This window comes from Psychrobacter sp. NPDC077938, assembly GCF_044542635.1.
Classification (GTDB): Bacteria; Pseudomonadota; Gammaproteobacteria; order Pseudomonadales; family Moraxellaceae; genus Psychrobacter.
Map to the genome: position 1 here is coordinate 264,400 of NZ_JBITUW010000001.1, position 19,844 is coordinate 284,243.

The window sequence follows — 19,844 nt, forward strand, 5'->3', positions numbered from 1 at the left end:
TGGTGCTACTCTAATAAATCAACGAGACATTTTACGCAATTTCTGTTGCCATCGATGACGTTGCTGCATAAAACGTATAGTCGCGTGACGTTTCAATTTTGTAGATAAAGACGAGGCCACAGTCTTAGATGAACTATTTAAAGTACTAGCCATTTTAGATTGCGATTCTTCACTGCTCTCAAGCAGATGTAAATCTTTAAGAGGATACAAATAATCAATCACCTGCTCTACTTGTGCCAGCCCATAGCCGTCAGGTAGACGATACAACGGGTAACATATAAGCGCGCCATATATTAGCTGCTCAAGAGTCAAAGGTATATCTCGTTGACGCCTTTTTAGATAGGTAGCTTTCGGTAACGACTGCTCGTCAATATCTGTGGTCAATCCCCAACCTGCATAAAACGGCAATCCATAACAGGTAACGTCTAACCCTCGCAGCAACGCTTCAAAACCAGTCAATGAGCTGATCGCATGAACCTCATCCACCCATTCTAAGCAATCAGGCATTGCAGTATCGTAGGCAACCGCTTGAACTTGTCGTAGATGAGCTTCTGATACTTTACCTGCTCGCAGTCCTGCTTCTACATCAGGATGCGGCTTATAAATCAAATAAGCGTCTGGGTTATCTTGTCGTACACGTTCGATCAAACCACTGTTTGTCTTTATTGTAGAGCCGCAGTACTGTACTGACAAATCGTCCTCTACCTGACCGATAATAAGAACGCGTCGTCTCCCAGATATTTTGGCCTCCTGCATCCACGAGTTATTTTGAATACTAGAAACATCTATACCAACCCCAACATTGTATTTACTTACCCGCTGATTCAGCAGTTTGTCTTGCAGTTTGTTTACGCGAAGACGCTGTTCAGAACTTAATGGCTGACAATTTTGCAGCAATGTTTCTAAGTCTGAAGGCTGGGTCGCATCGTAATAAATACCTTGTTTATCTATGACAACAGACAGTGGCGCCAGTAAAGTAGCACCTAAACCATTTGATCGGATAAAACCATCTTCCATACAATAAATAGCTGGCATATCCGAGCTTTGTTCAGCAAGTTTACTCTGTAGCTTCTTCTGTACTTGCTGACGTTTGGCCAAACCCCATACCAGTAAAGGCTGGCTGAAATTGACACGGAAATGGTCTGGATGTAGAAGGTTTTTTAGACGTGGTTTTGGTTTGATAAATAATGTCGTACGCGGTAGGTCTGTGAAAGCTTTTACAAAAGGCAGTTTCCAACGGCTAAACTCATATATCGTCAAATCGCCTTCAAGGCGCGCTTGCCATCGCCGATTGGTCACCAACCACTCAATGGCTGTATCGATATCACAAGCTTGTTTCGTTGCTGGATCTACATAACGACTGTAATCAATATAAGCACTATAAAATAATGTTTCTAACGTCGTTTTAAGCGTTTTATGTGACGTCGCAGGAAACATTGCTAAGTTCGAAAAACTTTTATTGTTGAGGAGTATCTCAGCTGATGCTAAACGACGTTTTTGAACTGATTTAAGTAAGTTTTTAGGTGCGTTAGCATCATCGGTCAGCCCCCACCCACTGTACCAGCTGACCCCGAAGCAATGCACTTTTTTACCTAGCATTAATGCTTCAAAGCCCATATGTGAGCTGACAGTATAGACCTCACTTACTTGTTTAAGCAGCTCAATAGGATTGAGAGACTCTGTCAATAACCTAACGTTTTTAGGCAGCTTTAAGTTGGATAAGTAGCCTGATTTTGACGCAGGATGAGCCTTTATCCAAATATGGGCATTAGGATGGTTGCGACATGCAGATTTTAGCATTTTCTTAAATTGACGTTTATTCGCACCAGCGCCTTTAACAGAGGCATCACCCGCTACTTGGTCAATCAACAGGATATGTGATTGTGAAGCGCTTTCTGTTTTGTTAATATTTTCTTCATTAATCAATTTATCCAACGACAGACAATCGATTATGGAATTATATTTACTAAGTTTTTCCTCACATATGCGCGCCATCAGATGACGAGCACGTGCCTCGCCTGCTGCGCGATTACTGCTAGCACTCTTGGTACGCTCAACAATCAACTGCTCGAGGCGTGAGTGGTGCGTCATGTCAAAGTAGATGCCAATGTCATCGACAACCACGCTTAAGCCATGGCGACTACTAATACCTGAATCCAATGAACGCAAAAATCCATCTTCAATACTTAAAGTATTCAGGTCCTGACGGGTGGCAGCTTTATCAGCTCGTTGGAAGCTTTTCTTATGCCCCCATCCAATAAATGCCTCAGGTTGTGGTTTTTTCTTGCGATTTATCAGGCTTTGTTGCAAGCCTGACCACGGATACCAGCGCTGGATATCAGCTTGCAGCACTTGCGAGAGTAGCAAGTTATTGTGACACATACCCTTACCAATCACTGCCAGTTGCTTTGGCGATTGATACTGTGACGAAGGCGAAAGTAGCGCATGATCAGAGGTAGACATAGTAGATACCTTGACTTCATTCGCTACTTCTTTTGCCATATCTTTAATACCTTTATTCGTTAATTTTGGTTAAATCTGTTCAGCCGACATCGTTACATCATGAATAGTTAACCGTTATAGATCTAAAACAACCTTGGCAGCAATTGCTAACTGATAAACAATCTGTGATAGACCGCGCGCAATCTCCACACGCTTAGTTTTAACTTTCGGTAATACCATAATCTCGTCACCCTGCTGGATACGATACGCAGTATTGACCACTTGGCTCGCCCCATTTTGATGAATAATTAAGATATCTTTTGTATCAGCGTTATCAGAGAAACCACCAGAGTTAGCCACATAATCGCCAACGGTATAGTCAGGATTAAAGGTAAGTGCGCCTTGTGCTCGTACTTGACCGTTGACTGTAATGACTGACGTTTGTGCTGGTATCTCAATGATGTCGCCTTGTTGCAGAATGATATCCTGCCACGAATTTGGCACAACGACAATTTGACCGTCAGTCTGAACATTACGCGCTTTGGCAACGAACTGTTTAACCAATGCTGCATCATCTTGACGTAATGCGGCTTCTTCACGAGTCGTCGACTGAGTGGCAAGCGTTAGCTCTTCTAGACGATCGAGCGACTCGTTAATCATGCGTTTTTGTTGCTCAGCAACAGATTCACGATAGATGGTTAGATGCGTCAATTTTGCCAGTGGGCTTGGCTGTAATTGTGGCACGATATCTTTTAGACGCGCGCCATATGGTACAACCATAGCGCCATTACCAGTATGTGCACCTTTTACCTGCACAGCGATGGTACCTGCGTAACGATCTGACGTTACTACCATTTGATCGCCGTTATAGACAGGAACGTTTTGGGCTTCACTTAATGAGTAGTACTCTGCCGTTTGTGCACGTCCTGCACTACGAGTGATGCTGACATTAGTAGCATTGGCTGCCGGATTAGACACTTGTAACACATCACCAATAGTCAGATCATTCACGTCAAACTCAAAGGTATATTCGTTTTGAACTTGACCGCTTACCACAAATGTCTTTTTCTGTGGTGCCACGGTAATGACATCACCATCACGGAATGAAAAAGCCTGTAATTTACCTGCTAGCAAAAAGTCATATAAATTGACTTGCTGTAGCATTTGACCATTGCGCTTAATTTGAATATCGATATAACTACCACGCGTTGGGTCAACGCCGCCTGCTCTATCTAAATAAGACAATACCGAGTCTGCTGCTAGACCACCGTAATAGCCTGGCTGCTTAACAAAACCTGTGACGAATACTTTAACTGGCTGCGCCTGCTCTAATGAAGCATAAACCCCTACATTCGAGCGATAGATACGACTGACAGCATTTTTGACCACGTTTTGTAAGCTACCATTTTGCACACCAGAGACACGTACTGGCCCAACGTTCGGTAAGAAAATATTACCCTGTGGATCGACGGTCATGGTAGCCGCATACTGGTAAGCGCCCCACATTCTTACTTGGACGTTATCACCAGGGTTAATCACATAACTGTCATTAAAAGTAGAGCCTGAAGTCGTCGAAAATGCCCCACGGAACAATTGCTCACCGAACATCATATCTTGAGTTTTAATATCTTGATAAGGACGCGTAGTATTGATAACCGACTGGCTTGGTAAGCTTGCTGCGTTAACCGCTTCTTGAGTCGTTGCTTGCCCTGGAACTGCCCCAGCAAATGCTTGGGTAGACACGTTAATATTGCTCTGGTTCTGAGATTGACTCATGTTATTGTTGCTTGTGCCAAAGCCCGAATCTGATATTTGATCTGCATAACTGCTTGCAGCTATTGCAGACATACTAGTCGCCGCCATTGCCAAGCTTGTCGCTATCACGATAGAACGTGGTTTCATATTCATGAGTTATATTCCTTTCCTGATCTATCGATCATTACTGATATCTGGTTTTTCAAGATTAGCTACGGTGATCACGGACAACTGCCATTACCAAACGCACAAATCCGTATAGCATTAAGAGCAACGCAAGCGATGTCCAAATGAGATACGCTTGGCGCGGATATGTTGCATCTTCAGCTTCATAGGGCGTTGAGATCACAATCAAGTTTTTCATTTTCTTGAATGCTTCTAGTCTTGATTTCTCAAGCGATGACAACGACAATTTATACAACTCGGTAGCAAAATCCACATCTGCTTTGATGGTCTCAAACTGTACCGCTTGACGGTTTAATTTGGTTGTATTTGGCGAGGTCAATTTGGTTTGTTCTTGAGTAATTTGTTCTTCAACAGCCTTTATCTGGCTTCTTAATGAAACCACTTGCGGCGCATCTGGATTTAGATAACTGAGTAACTGACGCTCTTCGGTACGCAACGAGCTTAGTTGCGCTTGCAAGCTGCCAATTAACTGATTGACGATTTGCGCATTGGCTTGTGGGTCATAGATTTCGTTTTCATTCTGATAGTTTAATAGCTGCTCTTTGGCATCGTTTAAACGCTCTTCTGATTCGTCTAACTGAGTTTCTGCAAACGCCAATTGATCACGAGCCACTTCCTGTGAAATGCGGTTCACAAAACGCTCAGATTCTCCTAAGATAGCTTTGTTCAGCTCAAAAGCATACTTTGAGTCAAAGCCTTCTGTTGATACCGAAAGCACATAGCTTTGCTCATCGAGATCAATGTGAACCCGTTTTTTGAAGTATTCAAGCAAATCTTCTTGAGTCGCATCAGGATCGATTTCATAAATAGGATCAGAGCCATCAACATAGTAAGCGTCTCGGAACTTAAACTTACTATCGAGTCGCTTCACCATATCATTCGACAAAATATACTCTGTCAAATAAGTCGCGTCTTCTTTACTAGTACTATTAACGCCCAATAGAGCTGATAGTCCGCCACCAGATGGTACGCTCGAATCACTGACTTGCTTCACTACCACGTCAGCAGTCGAAACGAAACGCGGATGCGCCAATGTCATTACATAGTATATAACGAGCAACCAAGGAAGGATGACCAAGCCAATAAACAGCGAGAAGTTAATTATCTTACTTTTTTGCTTTGTGGATATGCTTTTCATAAACCTCAATCGCTTCTGTTGTATCGTCAAACACGTGTGCTGTTTGATCCATTAGTACAATACCAATATCGCAGTTTCGTTTGATGTCACCAATATTGTGCGACACTATTAAAAATCCTGCTTGTGCGCGGCGGGCCGCTAAAATCTCTTCACTACGCTTACGGAATGCTGCATCACCAACGGCACCTGCTTCATCGAGCATATAGTAATCAAAATCAAAGGCCAAGCTAAGTCCAAATGTTAAGCGAGCTTTCATTCCTGATGAGTAGCTTTTTACCGGCATATCAAAATAACTGCCAATATCAGCAAACTCTTCGACAAAACGAATTTTTTCATCAATATAAGGGCCGCTTGAATATAAGCGGCAAACAAATCGGACGTTTTGACGGCCTGTTAGACTACCTTGGAAACCACCTGCCACCCCAACTGGCCACGAGATGGTCGAGTCGGTAATAATCTCTCCATGATCCGGTTCATCAAGTCCACAGATAATACGTAGTAATGTTGATTTACCAGCACCATTACGACCGAGCAAGCCCACACTTTGTTTATCACCAATAGTCAGATTTAAATCTTTGAACAAGTAATGACGGCCTTTCTTTGTCATAAATGACTTAGAAATATTTTTTATCTCAATCATTTACTTACCTTTCTTAATATTAGCGCTCATAGTTATTGATATTACCTTAACGAGAACGGATCATGTCACGTTCAGCATACTTATAGAGTAAAAGTCCCAAAAAGTTCACAACGAACATCCATTCTAAAAAGTACCAAATATCAATATGATCGGCTGGATAATTCGGCGCGAAGGCGTGTCTAATCAGCTCAATGTTGTGAATAAAAGGGTTATATAGCAGGTAGCTAAAATAAGGTTCAGGGACTATATGTATAGGATACAGAATACCTGAAGTAAAATAAATTATCGTAAATATAACCGAAATAAATTTACTTATTTCTCCACCATAGAAGCCGATGACCATAGATATGAGTGCCACTCCAAAACTAAAAAGAAACATCGTAAACCAGCAAAACAAAACTATTTGTAGACTATCTAAACTAGGATATATACCAAAAAAGGTCAGACTTGCTAACAATATTAAGAAGGTAACGAAATATATAATCAATTCAAGAAAGGAACGTGCGATGATGACATCAATGTGCTTTATCGAACGATACATCAATAAGCCTTGGTTGGCGCTCACCGCCCCAAGTGATCTTATGGCTATTCGTTGAAACATACGAAAAGGCACCATACCTGCTACTAGGAATAAGGAGAAATCCATACCTGGTACTAAGCGTTCGCGTATGGCACTAAACAACACTAAAAGTATTACTATTTGTATCATCACTTCAAGCGGTGCCCAAAGGTAGCCTAAACGATATCCACCAAAGCGAGTCTGTAGCTCGCGCATGATCAGTGCATGAAATGCTGCACCCATGACTTTAAGGCCACTGCGATGCTTGATAGGACGATAAGGAGGTAGTTGTACAGACATGGCGTTACAGGACTTTACCGAAAACAGCCCCTATGATAAGTAAGCGCGACATAAGTTACAAGAATTAATCTGTACATATCCTGATAAACCTATGATTTAGTAAGAAATCTGTAAGTAAATCACACTTAAAAATCTATGTATCAATTGCTTCTGGTTTATAAAACCATTTATTTTGGGCAAAAAAAAACCAATCTCAATAGATTGGTTTCTTTAGTACTGCTATATATGGTGGCGATGAAGAGACTTGAACTCTTGACCTCACGATTATGAGTCATGCGCTCTAACCAGCTGAGCTACATCGCCGTTTTAGGCTGCACATTATGCCCAAGCTGTTGACTGCCGTCAACCCCTAATAAGCATTTTTTGCAAAAAAACGAATTTAATTCAGATTAATCGCAACTATTACTAAATCAAACAATAAAAAAGGTTTGGTAAACCGATAAGCCGGGTTCTGTCGTGGACGATCATTCCTCTAGGCGTATCATCGCTAATACGCTCAAGCAACCTACCCGCATCGAACGCGGGCCGCGCCATGCCGATGCCTATTTGGTCTTGCTACGCGTGGAGTTTACCATGCCGTGAACTGTTGCCAGTTACGCGGTGCGCTCTTACCGCACCCTTTCACCCTTACCGATAATACCCTAAGATACTAAAGGCGGTCTACTCTCTGCTGCACTGGTCGTCAAGTTACCCTGCCCAGCCGTTAGCTGGCACGCTGCCCTATGTAGCCCGGACTTTCCTCCCCTGCTCATCTGTTGCCAGTGTGCAGCGGCGATCGCCTAGTCTACCAAGCGCGCTAGTATAGCAAACTTATGACTGCCTGCGAATGTCTTTTGAATTTATTTTTAAAGACAACATAAATAGGCTAAACAAAATTTTCTGACAGTGCTTCAATATTACCGACCAAGTTATCTTTTAGATATGGTATCTGCAGCCAATGCGCTTTAGGATAATGATTGTCCAAATATTTTCGTAGAAACTCAATAGTGCTATTTGCGATCTCAGTATCTGTTTGCTCAGCATCATCATGAATATGATTATAAATTACGCTATGTACTATTAATCCACGCGATTTTATAGCTTCTAAACTCAGCAACGTATGATTGATACTGCCCAATCGACCAGAGGTGACCAAAATAACTGGATAGCCTTGCTCGGCAATATAATCTAATATCAGTAGATTCTCTGTAATCGGCACAAGCAAGCCACCTGCACCTTCCAGTAGTACCGCATCATACTGTACCTGCAATCGCTTGGTGGCGTTAGTAATCATATCAGGATCAAGTTTTTCTCCTGATAACTTAGTAGCCAGATGAGGAGACGCTGGCTTCTTATAACGATGAGCACAAGTCGTAAAATCGAGGTCACATGGCTGCAGAGGTATGTCCATTAATTGACGATGTGTAATAATATCATCAGCGATATTCATCTCACCATTATTTGGATTGATCGATACACCCGTTTGTACTAGCTTTTGAGTAATGACACTCACACCTTGTTCCATTAGCACTTTAGCAAGCAGTCCAGTAGCATAGGTTTTACCGATATCGGTATCGATACCAGAAACAAATAGAACACTCATGATTGACCTCGGTTTTCTAAATACGTACGCACTACTTTCAGCAGTGATTGGCATAAGGTAATCAGCTCATCATCAGTAATTACGTAAGGCGGCATGATATACACTAGTTTACCAAATGGTCTGACCCAGATACCATTATCAATCAACAAAGACTGAAAAATGGGCATATCGACCGCTTCACACAACTCAATGACAGCGACAGCGCCCAAGCAGCGCACCTCGGCAACGCCTCCTAATAACGCAGCAGGCGCTAGCTGCTGCTCCATAATGCGTTGCATATTTGCGGTACGCGTTTCAATATCATAAGACATAATCAAATCAATCGATGCACACGCAACTGCACAAGCCAGTGGATTGCCCATAAAAGTTGGGCCATGCATCAACGCTGGATAGTCACTATTATGGATGGTATCGGCAATTTTTCGGGTACATAGCGTTGCAGCAAAAGTCATATAACCACCTGTTAGCGCCTTGCCAATGGTCATGATATCAGGGCTGATGCCAGCATGTTCACACGCAAATAGCTTACCACTACGCCCAAACCCAGTGGCGATTTCATCCGCAATCAATAGTACATCATGCTCATCACACAGTTGACGCAGCAATTGTAGATATTCAGGACTATAAAAACGCATCCCGCCTGCGCCTTGGATAATCGGCTCAATGATAAAACCCGCCAGCTGCTCGCCATACTCTACAAAAAACTGAGCTAATGATTCACGCTCATCTACTGTCAATGTGCGATCAAAGCCAATGGGCGGCGCAGGGACGAAATGCTGCATCGGTAACTGTTTACCATACAGGCTGTGCATACCATTAACAGGATCGCAGACACTCATGGCGTGCCACGTGTCTCCGTAATACCCTGAATGGGTTGATGCAAACTGCTGCTTATTTGGACGCTTGGCGGCCACTTGATATTGCAGCGCCATTTTTAGCGCCACTTCTACCGCAATACTGCCACTGTCAGCATAAAAAATCGCATCAAGTCCAGCAGGTACAATATCTAGTAGCTTTTTTCCCAAATCTATCGCTGGCTGATGGGTTAACCCACCAAACATGACATGCGCCATTTTACCCAATTGCTTAGTTAGTGCTTCATTCAGTTTTGGATGGTTATAACCATGAACGCTCGCCCACCATGATGACATACCATCGATCAGGTGCGTGCCATCTTCGGTGATGATATAAATACCTTCAGCTCGATCGATTACGATATTAGAATAAGTGGGTGGCAGGCTAGCATAAGGATGCCAAAGGTGTTGCTGATCGAAGTTATTTACGACTTGGATGGATTGCGTGGTTGTTGGTTGCGTGGTTACTTTTTCCATGGTCATCGTGTTGTCCCTAAAACGTTGTAAATCCAAACGTCATCAATCGCTTATAGATACTTTATTGACCCGTAATACGTTTGTATTTAGATAGCAGGTCGCTTTCAGTCTCGACATGATTGGGATCGTGAGGAATACAGTCAACTGGACAAATCACAACGCATTGTGGCTCGTCAAAATGTCCGACACATTCCGTACATAGATCAGGGTCGATGACATAGATATCATCCCCTTCTGAGATGGCTTCATTGGGGCAAGCAGGCTCGCACACATCACAGTTGATGCACTCATCAGTGATTAATAGTGCCATGAACTGTTCCTTATATTTTTGCTTATATCAGTCATATATGGCTGCTCCTTACTGTTTTAGCAAGTGCTAGCAGCATATCTTTAATGCAACATCTTTTATTTAATATTTAACTTTTTATCGAATGCTTGCAAAACACAAGGTGGAACGAATTTGTTGACGTCACCGCCGAGCTTGGCAATTTCACGAATCATGGTAGATGAGATAAAGGAGTAGTTTTGAGATGGGGTCAAAAACACTGCCTCAAAGTTTTCATCAAGCTCACGATTCATATTGGCTAGCTGAAACTCGTACTCAAAATCTGACATTGCACGTAAGCCACGCAAAACTGCAGTGGCGTTTTTTTCACGCATAAAGTCAACAAGCAGCCCTTCAAAACCAATCACAGATACTTGCGGTAAGTCTGCAAATACGGTTTCGACCAAAGCAACGCGCTCTTCAAAATTGAACAAGGGTTTTTTGTGATGGCCTGAGGCAACCGCAATAACGACCTCATCAAATAGCTTGACGGCGCGTGTGACCAAATCTACATGACCGTTGGTAATAGGATCAAAGGTACCAGGGTATAGAATTTTGGTATGTAGCTTTGAGGAATTGGGAGAAATAGAGTGGCTCATGGCATGACTGATATAATCGGTGATATTAGGCCATATGCTAGCAAATTTTGCTCAAACTTAATACTTATCTGCTACATTTGTCCTAACAGCTGATTTACCTTTTCATCAGAGGCTTTGATACAATAGGCAGTTCGACTCATCCATCTCATAATCGAAATAAAAAACAAGACCAGTTATTGGATTAGGATGAGGAATTAGTGGGACTGATTAAATAAGGAGCCTGAGTTTTAGGTCATCCTTATGGAGAAGTTATGTCAAAAAAATCAAAAAAGCCAGATAATCAGATTTGCGCCAATAAAAAGGCGCGTCATGAGTATTTTATCGAAGAAACCTTTGAGGCAGGACTGGCATTACAAGGTTGGGAAGTCAAAGCCATTCGCGCAGGAAAAATGACGATTACCGAAGCGTACGTCATTTTCCGCAATAACGAAGCCTTCTTGTTCGGGGCGCACATTCAGCCATTGCTATCGAGCTCAACGCACGTTAGTCCAGACAGTATTCGTACTCGTAAACTGCTGCTAAACCGTCGTGAGATCGAAAAACTATCTGGGGCAATCAATCAGAAAGGTTATGCCTGCGTACCGCTATCTTGCTACTGGAAAAACTCACTGGTGAAATGCCAAATTGGTCTAGCCTTGGGTAAAAAGCAGCATGATAAACGTAAAACGCTAAAAGATCGTGACTGGGAACGTGATAAGCAGCGCGGTTTCAAACAGCATTTAGATTAAGCGTTATTTAATCTATATAAAAAGGACGACTCAATATTTACTGAGCCGTCCTTTTTTGTTGTCTATCACATTTATAAAAATCATTTTAAACGTTAGTTGGCAAAAATAGGCTTTGTAAAGTAGTAATTTTATAAAATAGAAACCTTTATAACATCTAGCCAGTGGCTTTCTATGCCATTTGCTCTTCTAGAGATGCTGCTGTCTTTCTACTAGCCTGACGCAATTGCCTAACACCATGAGCAATCAAACACCCAATACCTAACCAAATCAGACCGTAGCTATAAATCATCGCTGACTCAAATGGGTTGCCTAGTACGGTCACTGCCAAAATAAATAGCAACGCTGGCTCCAAATAGCTCATCATGCCATAGACATTGACTGGTAGCATTTGACTGGCATCAATATTGGTCTTCATTGCCAAGACACTGAGCACACCCAAACCTACTAGCATCATGATAAAGAAACCAGAGCCACTAACCAATACCAAACTGCTTGGGGCAAAGAAGAACAAGTAAGCCAGCGCAAAGGGCACAAATATTGTTAAATCAACCAATAATCCAGTCACGGCTCCGATTCCCTGCAGTCGGCGTAAAATGTAGTAAACGGGATACGTACCGCATACCCATAGCGTCGCCCAAGAGACACTTTGGGTACGGATAACTTCGCTACCCACGCCCAATGCAGCAAAGGCCACTGCCAACCATTGCAAACGGCTTAGTTTTTCGCCAAAGAGGACACAACCAAGCACCACCATCATTAACGGGAATAAGAAGTATCCCATTGCGGTTTGCACACCTTGGCCATTCACTGGCGCCCACATAAATAACCAAAACTGACTGAGAAATATCGGCGTAGGTAATAGCAGCCAAGCCCACTGCTTAGCGCCTCTTAGCACTTTTAATTTATCGATGTGCAATCCCAGACGTCCACTTACCATCAGGTATCCGACCAACGCTGCCCACATCGCGAGCATGCGCCAGATAAAAACTTGCGTCCCTGATAATGGCGATAAAAAGCTGCTATACGCATAGAGGACGCCAAATAGCACATTGGACAATATGGCAAAAGACACTCCTAGTATCAGAGTGCGTTGTTGTACGCTACCTGTCGTCCAAATCGCAGGTAGTGGCAAACGTGCAGCAGTCGTTGCTAGGGTATTAGCGAATACATTGGAGAGCATTGAGATAGACATGATAAGCACCGTAGCTATTAATAGATGATAAAAAACCAATTGCTAGCTCTTTTTTTAAAGCAGCTCTGATTGGTACAGTCTATTTTACTAGGGTGCTTTAATATATTATCTCTATATAGATGTATTAATGAATAAAAATATCAAATATGTATCATATAAATCATTATTTTCTTATATTAGTATTTTTAGTGATAATATTTATAAAAATAGATAGAAAACTCTACTATTAAGGATGTCTTGATATGAGCCATACTTTAGATAATATTGATAAAGCCATTTTGAACTTGCTGCAAGATGATGCGACATTACCGCTAAAAACTGTCGCAGAGCAAGTGCATGTATCTATCGCGACGGCGCAGCGGCGCATACAGGCGCTGATAGATAGTGATGTGATTAACAAACAAGTGGCCATCGTCAATCCTGACAAAGTGGGCTATGGCCTGACAGCAGTAGTGATGATAGAAATGGAGCGCTCTAACACTTCAATGCAACATCGATTTGAGCGCCTGATGGACGCGCAATCACGAATCATGAGCTGCTATGAAGTATCGGGCGATTTTGATTTTATGCTGATGGTCAATGCAAAAAACATGAGCGACTATCATCAGTTCACTCGCAGCTTACTGACTTACGAAAATAATGTGCGCAATTTCAAAAGCCAGTTTGTGATGAATTTTACTAAGAGTGGAACTAAAATCACGCTAGATTAATTATAATTAGTTAGTCACCGCTACACTTACCTATCATATGACAATGGGTGATAAGTAGCTAAGTTGTCTCTGAACCCTGTACGATATCGTTAAACGTTCGATGGAAATTAAATTCTAATAGCTGATTCATGAGCCTATTTTTTAGACAAGGAAGCCTAATCATGACTGATCACACAAATGCTGCTAATAAGAATATGCAAGCGTCAATAAAACCGTTAAACCCATTAAATTTAAAAAAGATAATAGCAGGCGCTCTGTTTGCTACGGTACTAGCCAGCTCAGGCTGTGCGACTAGCTCATTGTTAGACAATAGCGGACATGTCACCACAAACACAACGAAGCATATACTGTCTGAAGATCAAATTGTTGCCTTTGGTCGTCCTGCGCAGGCGTTACCAAAAATGCCAAATGCGTCAATGGTTATCGTAGGAGAGAAGAACAGCTACGTTCTCACCCAAGGTGGGATAGAAATGGTGAACTTACTGAGTAACCTCACGCAAAAAAATATTCAAGTGGATAACGACATGAGCTTTCATGTGCCCAATAATGATGGGTACTTCCAAGGTGAGATGAAATTGTCTTATGCTAAATTAAAAGATGAGTTTGGGCGCTCAGACTATCAGTTCTTTTTGCAAAATAACGGTAAAGAGTGCACCTCAGCGAGCGATCAACGTATCAATGCTCAGCGTTTTTGTTTTAGTGTTCCTGTCAAAGGCGCTATCTATCCGCAAGTTAGTAACTTAGGGTTAATTCAGTCAAACTATCGTGCATTGACCAAGCCATATACAGTGAGTTTTTATACACAAACTCAGCAAGATGTCGTCACTCGTAGCGGTCCAAATGGCGCACAGAAGCTAGTACTGCTACCCTTTGCCCTCGCCTTTGACGTGGTTACTTTCCCGCTTCAGTTATTAGATTAGATAGTTAACTATTAGACCGCTCATTGTCTAGTATCAAGATACGTTATGAAAGCTATGTCATGAAAGCTATGTCATGAAGGCTATGTCATGAAGGCTATGTCATGAAGGCTACATTATAAAATATACGTTATAAAAATCCCTTTATAAAAGGCACGTTATCGAAAGGTTTTCCGTACCCACCTGTAACGTGCCTGCTTAATATCTTAGAATAACTTTTCTACCAATATTTTCGGGTAGTTCTGTTTTGCCTTCTCTGCCGCTCGAAACATCATCTCATCTGCTTCGACAGGGCCTGCAACATCACATAAGCATACATAAGCCAGCTGCATCAAATTATTTAATAGGTGCTCGTTGTCAGGTACGGACGGGCGATTGCCTTCCAAAAATTGACTGATGTTAAGACTATGCCCTTTGAAGGTGCGTTCTTGCGAAACAGTTTGGTGCATGGTCAGAAACAGGTTACGACTTTCTGTTTCTGATAGCTGACTGCGCAGTGCTTCTATGACGGTATAAAATGCCAGAACCAACTCAGAGACAGGGACTGGCGCTTTTATTGCTTCATTATGGCTATTGTGACTGTCAGACTCAATTGTCTGCTGACTGTCCGCTTGCAACGTAGCCCAAAAGCCTTTCCTAATATCAGACTTATGAGCTTGCAGCTCAGGATAGCGCCTTGTCGCATCCAAGACGCACTGTTGCATCATTTTCACAGAGACCGTTGAGTATCGCTGCCACTGCGATTTGAGCAATCGCACCTCTTCAGGATGTAGATAATCGGCAAGCACTTCTGCCATCGCAGTCACAGCTTGGTCTACGGATTGAGTATCAATATTCATCAGCTCTCTCCTATAAATGCCGCTCGGTTAAACTCTTGGAATCAAACATTTGCTTCTGGAACTCAGGGTAACCAAGCTCTGCATGCTCAGTATAATCAAGGCCTCGCTGCTCATGTAAGCGGCTGGCTTTTAACCCAAAGCTTAGATCGATAAGCTTATACATCACTAGCCCCAATCCCAGTCCCCAGCCTAACGCCACGCCAACACCCAGCGCTTGTACGCCAAGCCGTGATAAGTTAAACAAATCTCCTGTATAGAATAATCCTGCGGCGAGCGTACCCCATGCCCCGCCAAAGCCATGTACTGCCACCGCCGAGACCACATCGTCTACCTTGAACCTTAATAGCGCTTGCGACGATAAGATATACACCACTGAAGCGACCGCACCGATAATAATGGCAAATACAGGCGTAGTGGTCGCACAACCTGCAGTAATCGATACGAGACCAATCAAACTGGCATTGACACTATCGCTCAGCAAAATGGCCTTGTTAAGCGATCGGGAGATCAGCATGTAGCTCACCACCGCACTGACTGCTGCGACAAAAGTATTGACTGCGATTAGACCAATATTGCCCGTGATAGATAATGTCGATCCCGCATTGAACCCGAACCAACCAAACCATAGGATAAATCCGCCTAACGCCAGCAACGTCATGTTATGCCCTGCGATTAGTCTTGGTGTGCCATCAGGTGCAAAGCGGCCTAACCTTGGGCCAATGACCAAGATACCTGCCAATGCCAACCAACCACCGATAGAATGCACGACGGTAGACCCAGCAAAATCAATAAAACCAAGCTCAGCTAGCCAGCCCGTCCCGCCGAAATAACCGCCCCATACCCAACTGGCAAATACAGGATAGATAAACAAACAAATCAAACATGCCGCCACTGCATAACCAATAAAGGAAACGCGCTCTGCCATTGCACCACTCGCAATTGTCACCGCTGTCGCTGCAAACATCATCTGAAAGAACATCAACGCCCAGTCCATATTGGATAACGCGACTGGCATAAAGTGATCTGTACCGACAAATCCGGAGTGATTGGTACCCATCATTAGCCCAAAACCAACTAAGTAGAACGCCAGACCACCGATACACATATCGGTGTAGTTTTTCATCATCACGTTTACCGCATTTTTCGCTCGTACTGAACCACTCTCCAGTAGCGCAAAACCTGCCTGCATAAAGAACACCAATACCCCGCCCCAGATAATCCAAGCGATATTTTGATATTCGAGCAGCTGTGCCACGGTCAATGTGTCGGCCTCAGCAGCTTGGGCGCTACCCATCATTGCAAACGATAATGTACTTAGCACCAGCCTATTACTTAGCGATAGTTTTAATGGTTGTAATAGTTTCAATAATGTCTTTATCGTGTCCAGTCCAACAGATGATGTTCTCATTTTATCTCCAAACATTTATCTAGCCGTTCAAATTTTACCGGTGCACTATTTTTACTCATTAATGCACACAAATAAGCCCTAATAAGGGTGGAGCAAAACCTGTGCCAAAACCTATTATTAGAAATTGAAGGAAGTTATAAATATAAGAAAACAAATGACCAGTAGCAGCCAAGTCGGTATTTTGATAAAAATGCTTGCGAGGACGTGGCTATAAATTGAACTAGGGTAGAGTTTAATTATTAAAAGGAAGTTTTATATAGCTGATAATGACCTTTATAAAATTAATGATGAAACTCACAGTGTGACAGTGATAGCTAAGCAATTTTTGCTATTATCTTGCTATGCTAGTAGCTTACTTTGCATGAGCAGTTTATCTCACGCTATCAATAACTTATCGGCAATCGCCCCTCATAGAATAGGTCGCATAGTGAAGGCGATTCATGTTAAAATGAGCGCTTTTAAATTCGCCTTTATTATCATTGGGTAATAAGGGCTGTATTTTTAGTGCCATTTTTCTAATTAACAGGTCCGCCCATGTCTGCCGATACCATCGCCCGCACTGCCTTTAAACAAGGCACCAAGCCACTTTATGATTATGACAAACACTGGGCGAGCTGCTACGAGCCGGCGCCTTATCTGCCGATGAGCCGCAAAGAGATGGACGATCTAGGCTGGGATGCTTGTGACGTCATCATCATCTCAGGTGATGCTTATGTCGATCATCCAAGCTTTGGTATGGCCATCATCGGTCGTCTATTAGAGTCGCAAGGCTTCCGTGTTGGTATCATCGCTCAGCCAGATTGGAAGAGCAAAGACGCCTTTATGGAACTGGGCAAACCTGTCTATGCGTACGGCGTGACCGCGGGCAACATGGATAGCATGATCAACCGCTATACCGCCGATCGCAAAATCCGTAGCGATGATGCTTACTCTCCGGGCAACGTGGCAAACAAACGCCCTGACCGCGCGGCTATCGTCTATAGCCAGCGCTGCCGTGAAGCCTATCCTGATGTGCCTATTATCTTGGGCGGTATCGAAGGCAGTCTACGCCGTATCGCTCATTATGATTATTGGTCAGACAAAGTGCGCCGTAGTATCTTGCTGGATGCGCGTGCTGATGTCTTACTATATGGCAATGCTGAGCGTGCGATCGTCGATGTGGTACATGGTCTGTCTAAAGGCTATAGCTTTGAGCAGATGAGCAAACTGCGTGGTACGGCTTACTTATTGACCCCGACTCGTCGTCACTGGCAAGAAGACATGACCGAAGTTGCGAGTAATGATGTCGATACCGTCGGCCGTGTCGATCCAATCATCAACCCTTATGTAATGACCGAAGACGTTGATAGCTGTTCAATTGAGCAGAACAAACCATCGGACTCGCCTGTTGGCCAAGCCATGCCTTCATCTATGTCATCGCAATATCAGGGTTTTGTCGCTGAGCCAGTTGCCAATAAAGTCATCAACGCTGAACAAGTCGATGAAGAGACGCAAGTGGTACAAATGCGCGGCTTTGATAAGCCAATGACCGCACGTAAGCATAAGCTAAAAATGCCACCACGTGAAAAGACGGTGATTCGTCTGCCTGACTACGAGCACGTCAAATCTGACCCTGTGCTTTATGCTCATGCAAGTCGTATTTTGCATTTAGAGACCAATCCAGGTAACGCCCGTGCGCTTGTACAGCGTCATAGTAGCGGTGCTGGTAACTCGCATACCTCTATCGACGTTTGGCTCAATCCGCCGCCAGTGCCACTCTCAACTGAAGAGATGGATTATGTGTTTGACTTGCCTTATGCACGCCTGCCGCATCCAAGCTACGGCGATGCGCGCATTCCTGCTTATGACATGATTAAGTTTTCGGTCAATATCATGCGCGGCTGTTTTGGTGGTTGTACTTTCTGCTCGATCACTGAGCACGAAGGCCGTATTATCCAGAGCCGTTCAGAAGACTCAATCTTGCGCGAAGTAGAAGCAATTCGTGATACCGCACCGAACTTTACTGGTGTGATATCTGACCTTGGTGGCCCGACTGCCAACATGTATCGCCTCAGCTGTAAAGATGAGACGATTGAAAAGAACTGCCGTAAGCCGTCTTGTGTTTATCCTGACGTCTGCGAAAACCTGATTACCGATCACAGTAATTTGACCAAGCTATATCGCAAGGCACGTGATATCAAAGGCGTGAAAAAAATCCTGATTGCTTCAGGCTTACGTTATGACTTGGCAGTAAAAGATCCTGAATATGTGAAAGAACTGGTCAGTCATCACGTCGGTGGTTACCTCAAGATTGCGCCTGAGCACTCTGAAGAAGGTGTGCTATCGAAGATGATGAAACCTGGCATGGGCAGCTATGATCAGTTCAAAGCCATGTTTGAGCAATTCAGCCAAGAAGCGGGTAAAGAGCAATATCTGATTCCTTACTTCATCGCTGCCCATCCGGGTACCAAAGATGAAGATATGATGAACCTTGCGCTTTGGCTCAAAAGTAATGGCTACCGTGCTGACCAAGTACAGGCGTTTTATCCAAGCCCAATGGCGACCGCGACTACCATGTATCACACGCACAAAGATCCGCTACATAAGGTTAGCCGTGATGAAGGTGACATGGATATCGTCAAGTCTGGCAAGCAGCGCAAATTGCATAAAGCCTTCTTACGCTATCATGATCCAAAAAACTGGGTACTACTACGTAAAGCGCTACAGGACATGGGTCGTAGTGACTTGATTGGTAAAAATCGTGGTTGCTTGATTCCACCATTTAACGCCAGTTTAGAAGGGCGTGATGCCGCGCAAGATACTTATCAGTCAGCGCGCAAAAAGAATAGCCGTGTTGGCAATGACTCAGTGAAGCGTAGTAATGGCTCGTCAAACAACAGTGTGTCAGCTAAAGGTGCAGCGGGTAAAAATGCTGTCGGTAAAAACAGTAAGAAGAAAGTGAGTAAAGGCAATTTCCAGACTCAGCATACTGGTCTGCCACCGCGCAAAACCAAGTAGTATTCATAGCAAATAGTGTTCATAGTATAAAAATACATGCTCAATCTAGAGCATGTTAAGTAAAACAAAAAAGCGTCTATCAGCCACTCGGTGATAGGCGCTTTTTTATGCACCGAGTTTATAGACGCGCACTTCATAGCTAATCCTGCTTACTTTTCACCATATCTCAGATTACAAGTTACATTAGACAGCGGTT

At 43.3% G+C, this 19,844-nt stretch carries 16 protein-coding genes, 1 tRNA gene and 1 other RNA gene; 4 read left to right on the plus strand and 14 right to left on the minus strand.

Features of this window, described 5'->3' with window-relative positions:
* Window positions 1-18: 18 nt before the first annotated feature.
* The 11 genes from ACIGBM_RS01170 to coaD form a co-directional block, all read right to left on the minus strand.
* Entirely contained in the window at window positions 19-2,502 is a 2,484-nt protein-coding gene (locus tag ACIGBM_RS01170; protein WP_397476494.1) for a capsular polysaccharide biosynthesis protein, read from the minus strand.
* Window positions 2,503-2,577: 75 nt separating this feature from the next.
* Entirely contained in the window at window positions 2,578-4,350 is a 1,773-nt protein-coding gene (locus tag ACIGBM_RS01175; RefSeq protein WP_397476495.1) for a polysaccharide biosynthesis/export family protein, read from the minus strand.
* Between the two features lie 55 nt (window positions 4,351-4,405).
* Window positions 4,406-5,521, minus strand: coding sequence for a capsule biosynthesis protein (locus ACIGBM_RS01180; protein WP_102094583.1), 1,116 nt, complete (start codon window positions 5,519-5,521; stop codon window positions 4,406-4,408).
* Window positions 5,490-6,161: an ABC transporter ATP-binding protein gene (locus ACIGBM_RS01185; RefSeq protein WP_101204273.1), complete on the minus strand. Its 672-nt coding sequence runs from the start codon at window positions 6,159-6,161 to the stop codon at window positions 5,490-5,492. Before ACIGBM_RS01185 ends, ACIGBM_RS01180 begins: the two co-directional genes overlap by 32 nt.
* Window positions 6,162-6,207: 46 nt before the next feature.
* A complete protein-coding gene (locus ACIGBM_RS01190) occupies window positions 6,208-7,020 on the minus strand; it encodes an ABC transporter permease (protein WP_296209662.1) in 813 nt (270 codons plus the stop codon).
* Window positions 7,021-7,246: 226 nt separating this feature from the next.
* Window positions 7,247-7,323: transfer RNA gene (locus ACIGBM_RS01195), tRNA-Met, on the minus strand.
* 121 nt (window positions 7,324-7,444) lie between these two features.
* Window positions 7,445-7,811, minus strand: an RNA gene (rnpB, locus tag ACIGBM_RS01200) — RNase P RNA component class A.
* A gap of 74 nt (window positions 7,812-7,885) precedes the next feature.
* Window positions 7,886-8,602 carry a dethiobiotin synthase gene (gene bioD, locus ACIGBM_RS01205; protein ID WP_397476496.1) on the minus strand — a complete coding sequence of 239 codons (717 nt, stop codon included), beginning with the start codon at window positions 8,600-8,602 and terminating at the stop codon, window positions 7,886-7,888.
* A complete protein-coding gene (gene bioA, locus ACIGBM_RS01210; RefSeq protein WP_397476497.1) occupies window positions 8,599-9,939 on the minus strand; it encodes an adenosylmethionine--8-amino-7-oxononanoate transaminase in 1,341 nt (446 codons plus the stop codon). The genes bioD and bioA overlap by 4 nt, the downstream gene beginning before the upstream one ends.
* A 55-nt stretch (window positions 9,940-9,994) precedes the next feature.
* Window positions 9,995-10,243, minus strand: a complete 249-nt coding sequence (locus ACIGBM_RS01215; RefSeq protein WP_021814308.1) for a YfhL family 4Fe-4S dicluster ferredoxin — start codon at window positions 10,241-10,243, stop codon at window positions 9,995-9,997.
* Between the two features lie 95 nt (window positions 10,244-10,338).
* Window positions 10,339-10,857 carry a pantetheine-phosphate adenylyltransferase gene (coaD, locus tag ACIGBM_RS01220; protein ID WP_102078894.1) on the minus strand — a complete coding sequence of 173 codons (519 nt, stop codon included), beginning with the start codon at window positions 10,855-10,857 and terminating at the stop codon, window positions 10,339-10,341.
* A 251-nt stretch (window positions 10,858-11,108) separates the two neighbouring features.
* Between coaD and smpB the strand changes: the two genes are divergently transcribed.
* Window positions 11,109-11,585: an SsrA-binding protein SmpB gene (smpB, locus tag ACIGBM_RS01225; RefSeq protein ID WP_057758370.1), complete on the plus strand. Its 477-nt coding sequence runs from the start codon at window positions 11,109-11,111 to the stop codon at window positions 11,583-11,585.
* A gap of 169 nt (window positions 11,586-11,754) precedes the next feature.
* Here the strand turns inward: smpB and rarD are convergent, their stop codons facing one another.
* Window positions 11,755-12,777 carry an EamA family transporter RarD gene (gene rarD, locus ACIGBM_RS01230; RefSeq protein WP_397476498.1) on the minus strand — a complete coding sequence of 341 codons (1,023 nt, stop codon included), beginning with the start codon at window positions 12,775-12,777 and terminating at the stop codon, window positions 11,755-11,757.
* A gap of 242 nt (window positions 12,778-13,019) precedes the next feature.
* On the opposite strand from rarD, the gene ACIGBM_RS01235 reads away from it, so the two are divergent.
* Both ACIGBM_RS01235 and ACIGBM_RS01240 read left to right on the plus strand, forming a co-directional pair.
* The gene (locus ACIGBM_RS01235) at window positions 13,020-13,487 is read left to right on the plus strand and encodes an Lrp/AsnC family transcriptional regulator (RefSeq protein WP_397476499.1); all 468 of its coding nucleotides are present in this window, start codon (window positions 13,020-13,022) and stop codon (window positions 13,485-13,487) included.
* Window positions 13,488-13,648: 161 nt separating this feature from the next.
* Window positions 13,649-14,407, plus strand: coding sequence for a hypothetical protein (locus ACIGBM_RS01240; protein ID WP_397476500.1), 759 nt, complete (start codon window positions 13,649-13,651; stop codon window positions 14,405-14,407).
* Between the two features lie 203 nt (window positions 14,408-14,610).
* On the opposite strand, the gene ACIGBM_RS01245 is transcribed toward ACIGBM_RS01240, so the two are convergent.
* Complete coding sequence (locus ACIGBM_RS01245) at window positions 14,611-15,243, minus strand: hypothetical protein (RefSeq protein ID WP_397476501.1); 633 nt, start codon at window positions 15,241-15,243, stop codon at window positions 14,611-14,613.
* 10 nt (window positions 15,244-15,253) lie between these two features.
* Window positions 15,254-16,540, minus strand: coding sequence for an ammonium transporter (locus ACIGBM_RS01250; protein WP_397476769.1), 1,287 nt, complete (start codon window positions 16,538-16,540; stop codon window positions 15,254-15,256).
* A 645-nt stretch (window positions 16,541-17,185) separates the two neighbouring features.
* Here ACIGBM_RS01250 and ACIGBM_RS01255 point away from each other — a divergent pair.
* Window positions 17,186-19,648: a YgiQ family radical SAM protein gene (locus ACIGBM_RS01255; protein WP_087813979.1), complete on the plus strand. Its 2,463-nt coding sequence runs from the start codon at window positions 17,186-17,188 to the stop codon at window positions 19,646-19,648.
* Window positions 19,649-19,844 lie beyond the last annotated feature (196 nt).

Bases quoted from the DNA above. Each gene is read 5' to 3' on its own strand.
- rarD (WP_397476498.1), bottom strand. From the start codon at position 12,777: ATGTCTATCTCAATGCTCTCCAATGTATTCGCTAATACCCTAGCAACG.
- smpB (WP_057758370.1), top strand. From the start codon at position 11,109: ATGTCAAAAAAATCAAAAAAGCCAGATAATCAGATTTGCGCCAATAAA.
- ACIGBM_RS01240 (WP_397476500.1), top strand. From the start codon at position 13,649: ATGACTGATCACACAAATGCTGCTAATAAGAATATGCAAGCGTCAATA.
- ACIGBM_RS01170 (WP_397476494.1), bottom strand. From the start codon at position 2,502: ATGGCAAAAGAAGTAGCGAATGAAGTCAAGGTATCTACTATGTCTACC.
- ACIGBM_RS01190 (WP_296209662.1), bottom strand. From the start codon at position 7,020: ATGTCTGTACAACTACCTCCTTATCGTCCTATCAAGCATCGCAGTGGC.
- ACIGBM_RS01185 (WP_101204273.1), bottom strand. From the start codon at position 6,161: ATGATTGAGATAAAAAATATTTCTAAGTCATTTATGACAAAGAAAGGC.
- bioD (WP_397476496.1), bottom strand. From the start codon at position 8,602: ATGAGTGTTCTATTTGTTTCTGGTATCGATACCGATATCGGTAAAACC.
- coaD (WP_102078894.1), bottom strand. From the start codon at position 10,857: ATGAGCCACTCTATTTCTCCCAATTCCTCAAAGCTACATACCAAAATT.
- ACIGBM_RS01215 (WP_021814308.1), bottom strand. From the start codon at position 10,243: ATGGCACTATTAATCACTGATGAGTGCATCAACTGTGATGTGTGCGAG.
- ACIGBM_RS01180 (WP_102094583.1), bottom strand. From the start codon at position 5,521: ATGAAAAGCATATCCACAAAGCAAAAAAGTAAGATAATTAACTTCTCG.
- ACIGBM_RS01250 (WP_397476769.1), bottom strand. From the start codon at position 16,540: ATGATGGGTAGCGCCCAAGCTGCTGAGGCCGACACATTGACCGTGGCA.
- bioA (WP_397476497.1), bottom strand. From the start codon at position 9,939: ATGACCATGGAAAAAGTAACCACGCAACCAACAACCACGCAATCCATC.
- ACIGBM_RS01255 (WP_087813979.1), top strand. From the start codon at position 17,186: ATGTCTGCCGATACCATCGCCCGCACTGCCTTTAAACAAGGCACCAAG.
- ACIGBM_RS01235 (WP_397476499.1), top strand. From the start codon at position 13,020: ATGAGCCATACTTTAGATAATATTGATAAAGCCATTTTGAACTTGCTG.
- ACIGBM_RS01245 (WP_397476501.1), bottom strand. From the start codon at position 15,243: ATGAATATTGATACTCAATCCGTAGACCAAGCTGTGACTGCGATGGCA.
- ACIGBM_RS01175 (WP_397476495.1), bottom strand. From the start codon at position 4,350: ATGAATATGAAACCACGTTCTATCGTGATAGCGACAAGCTTGGCAATG.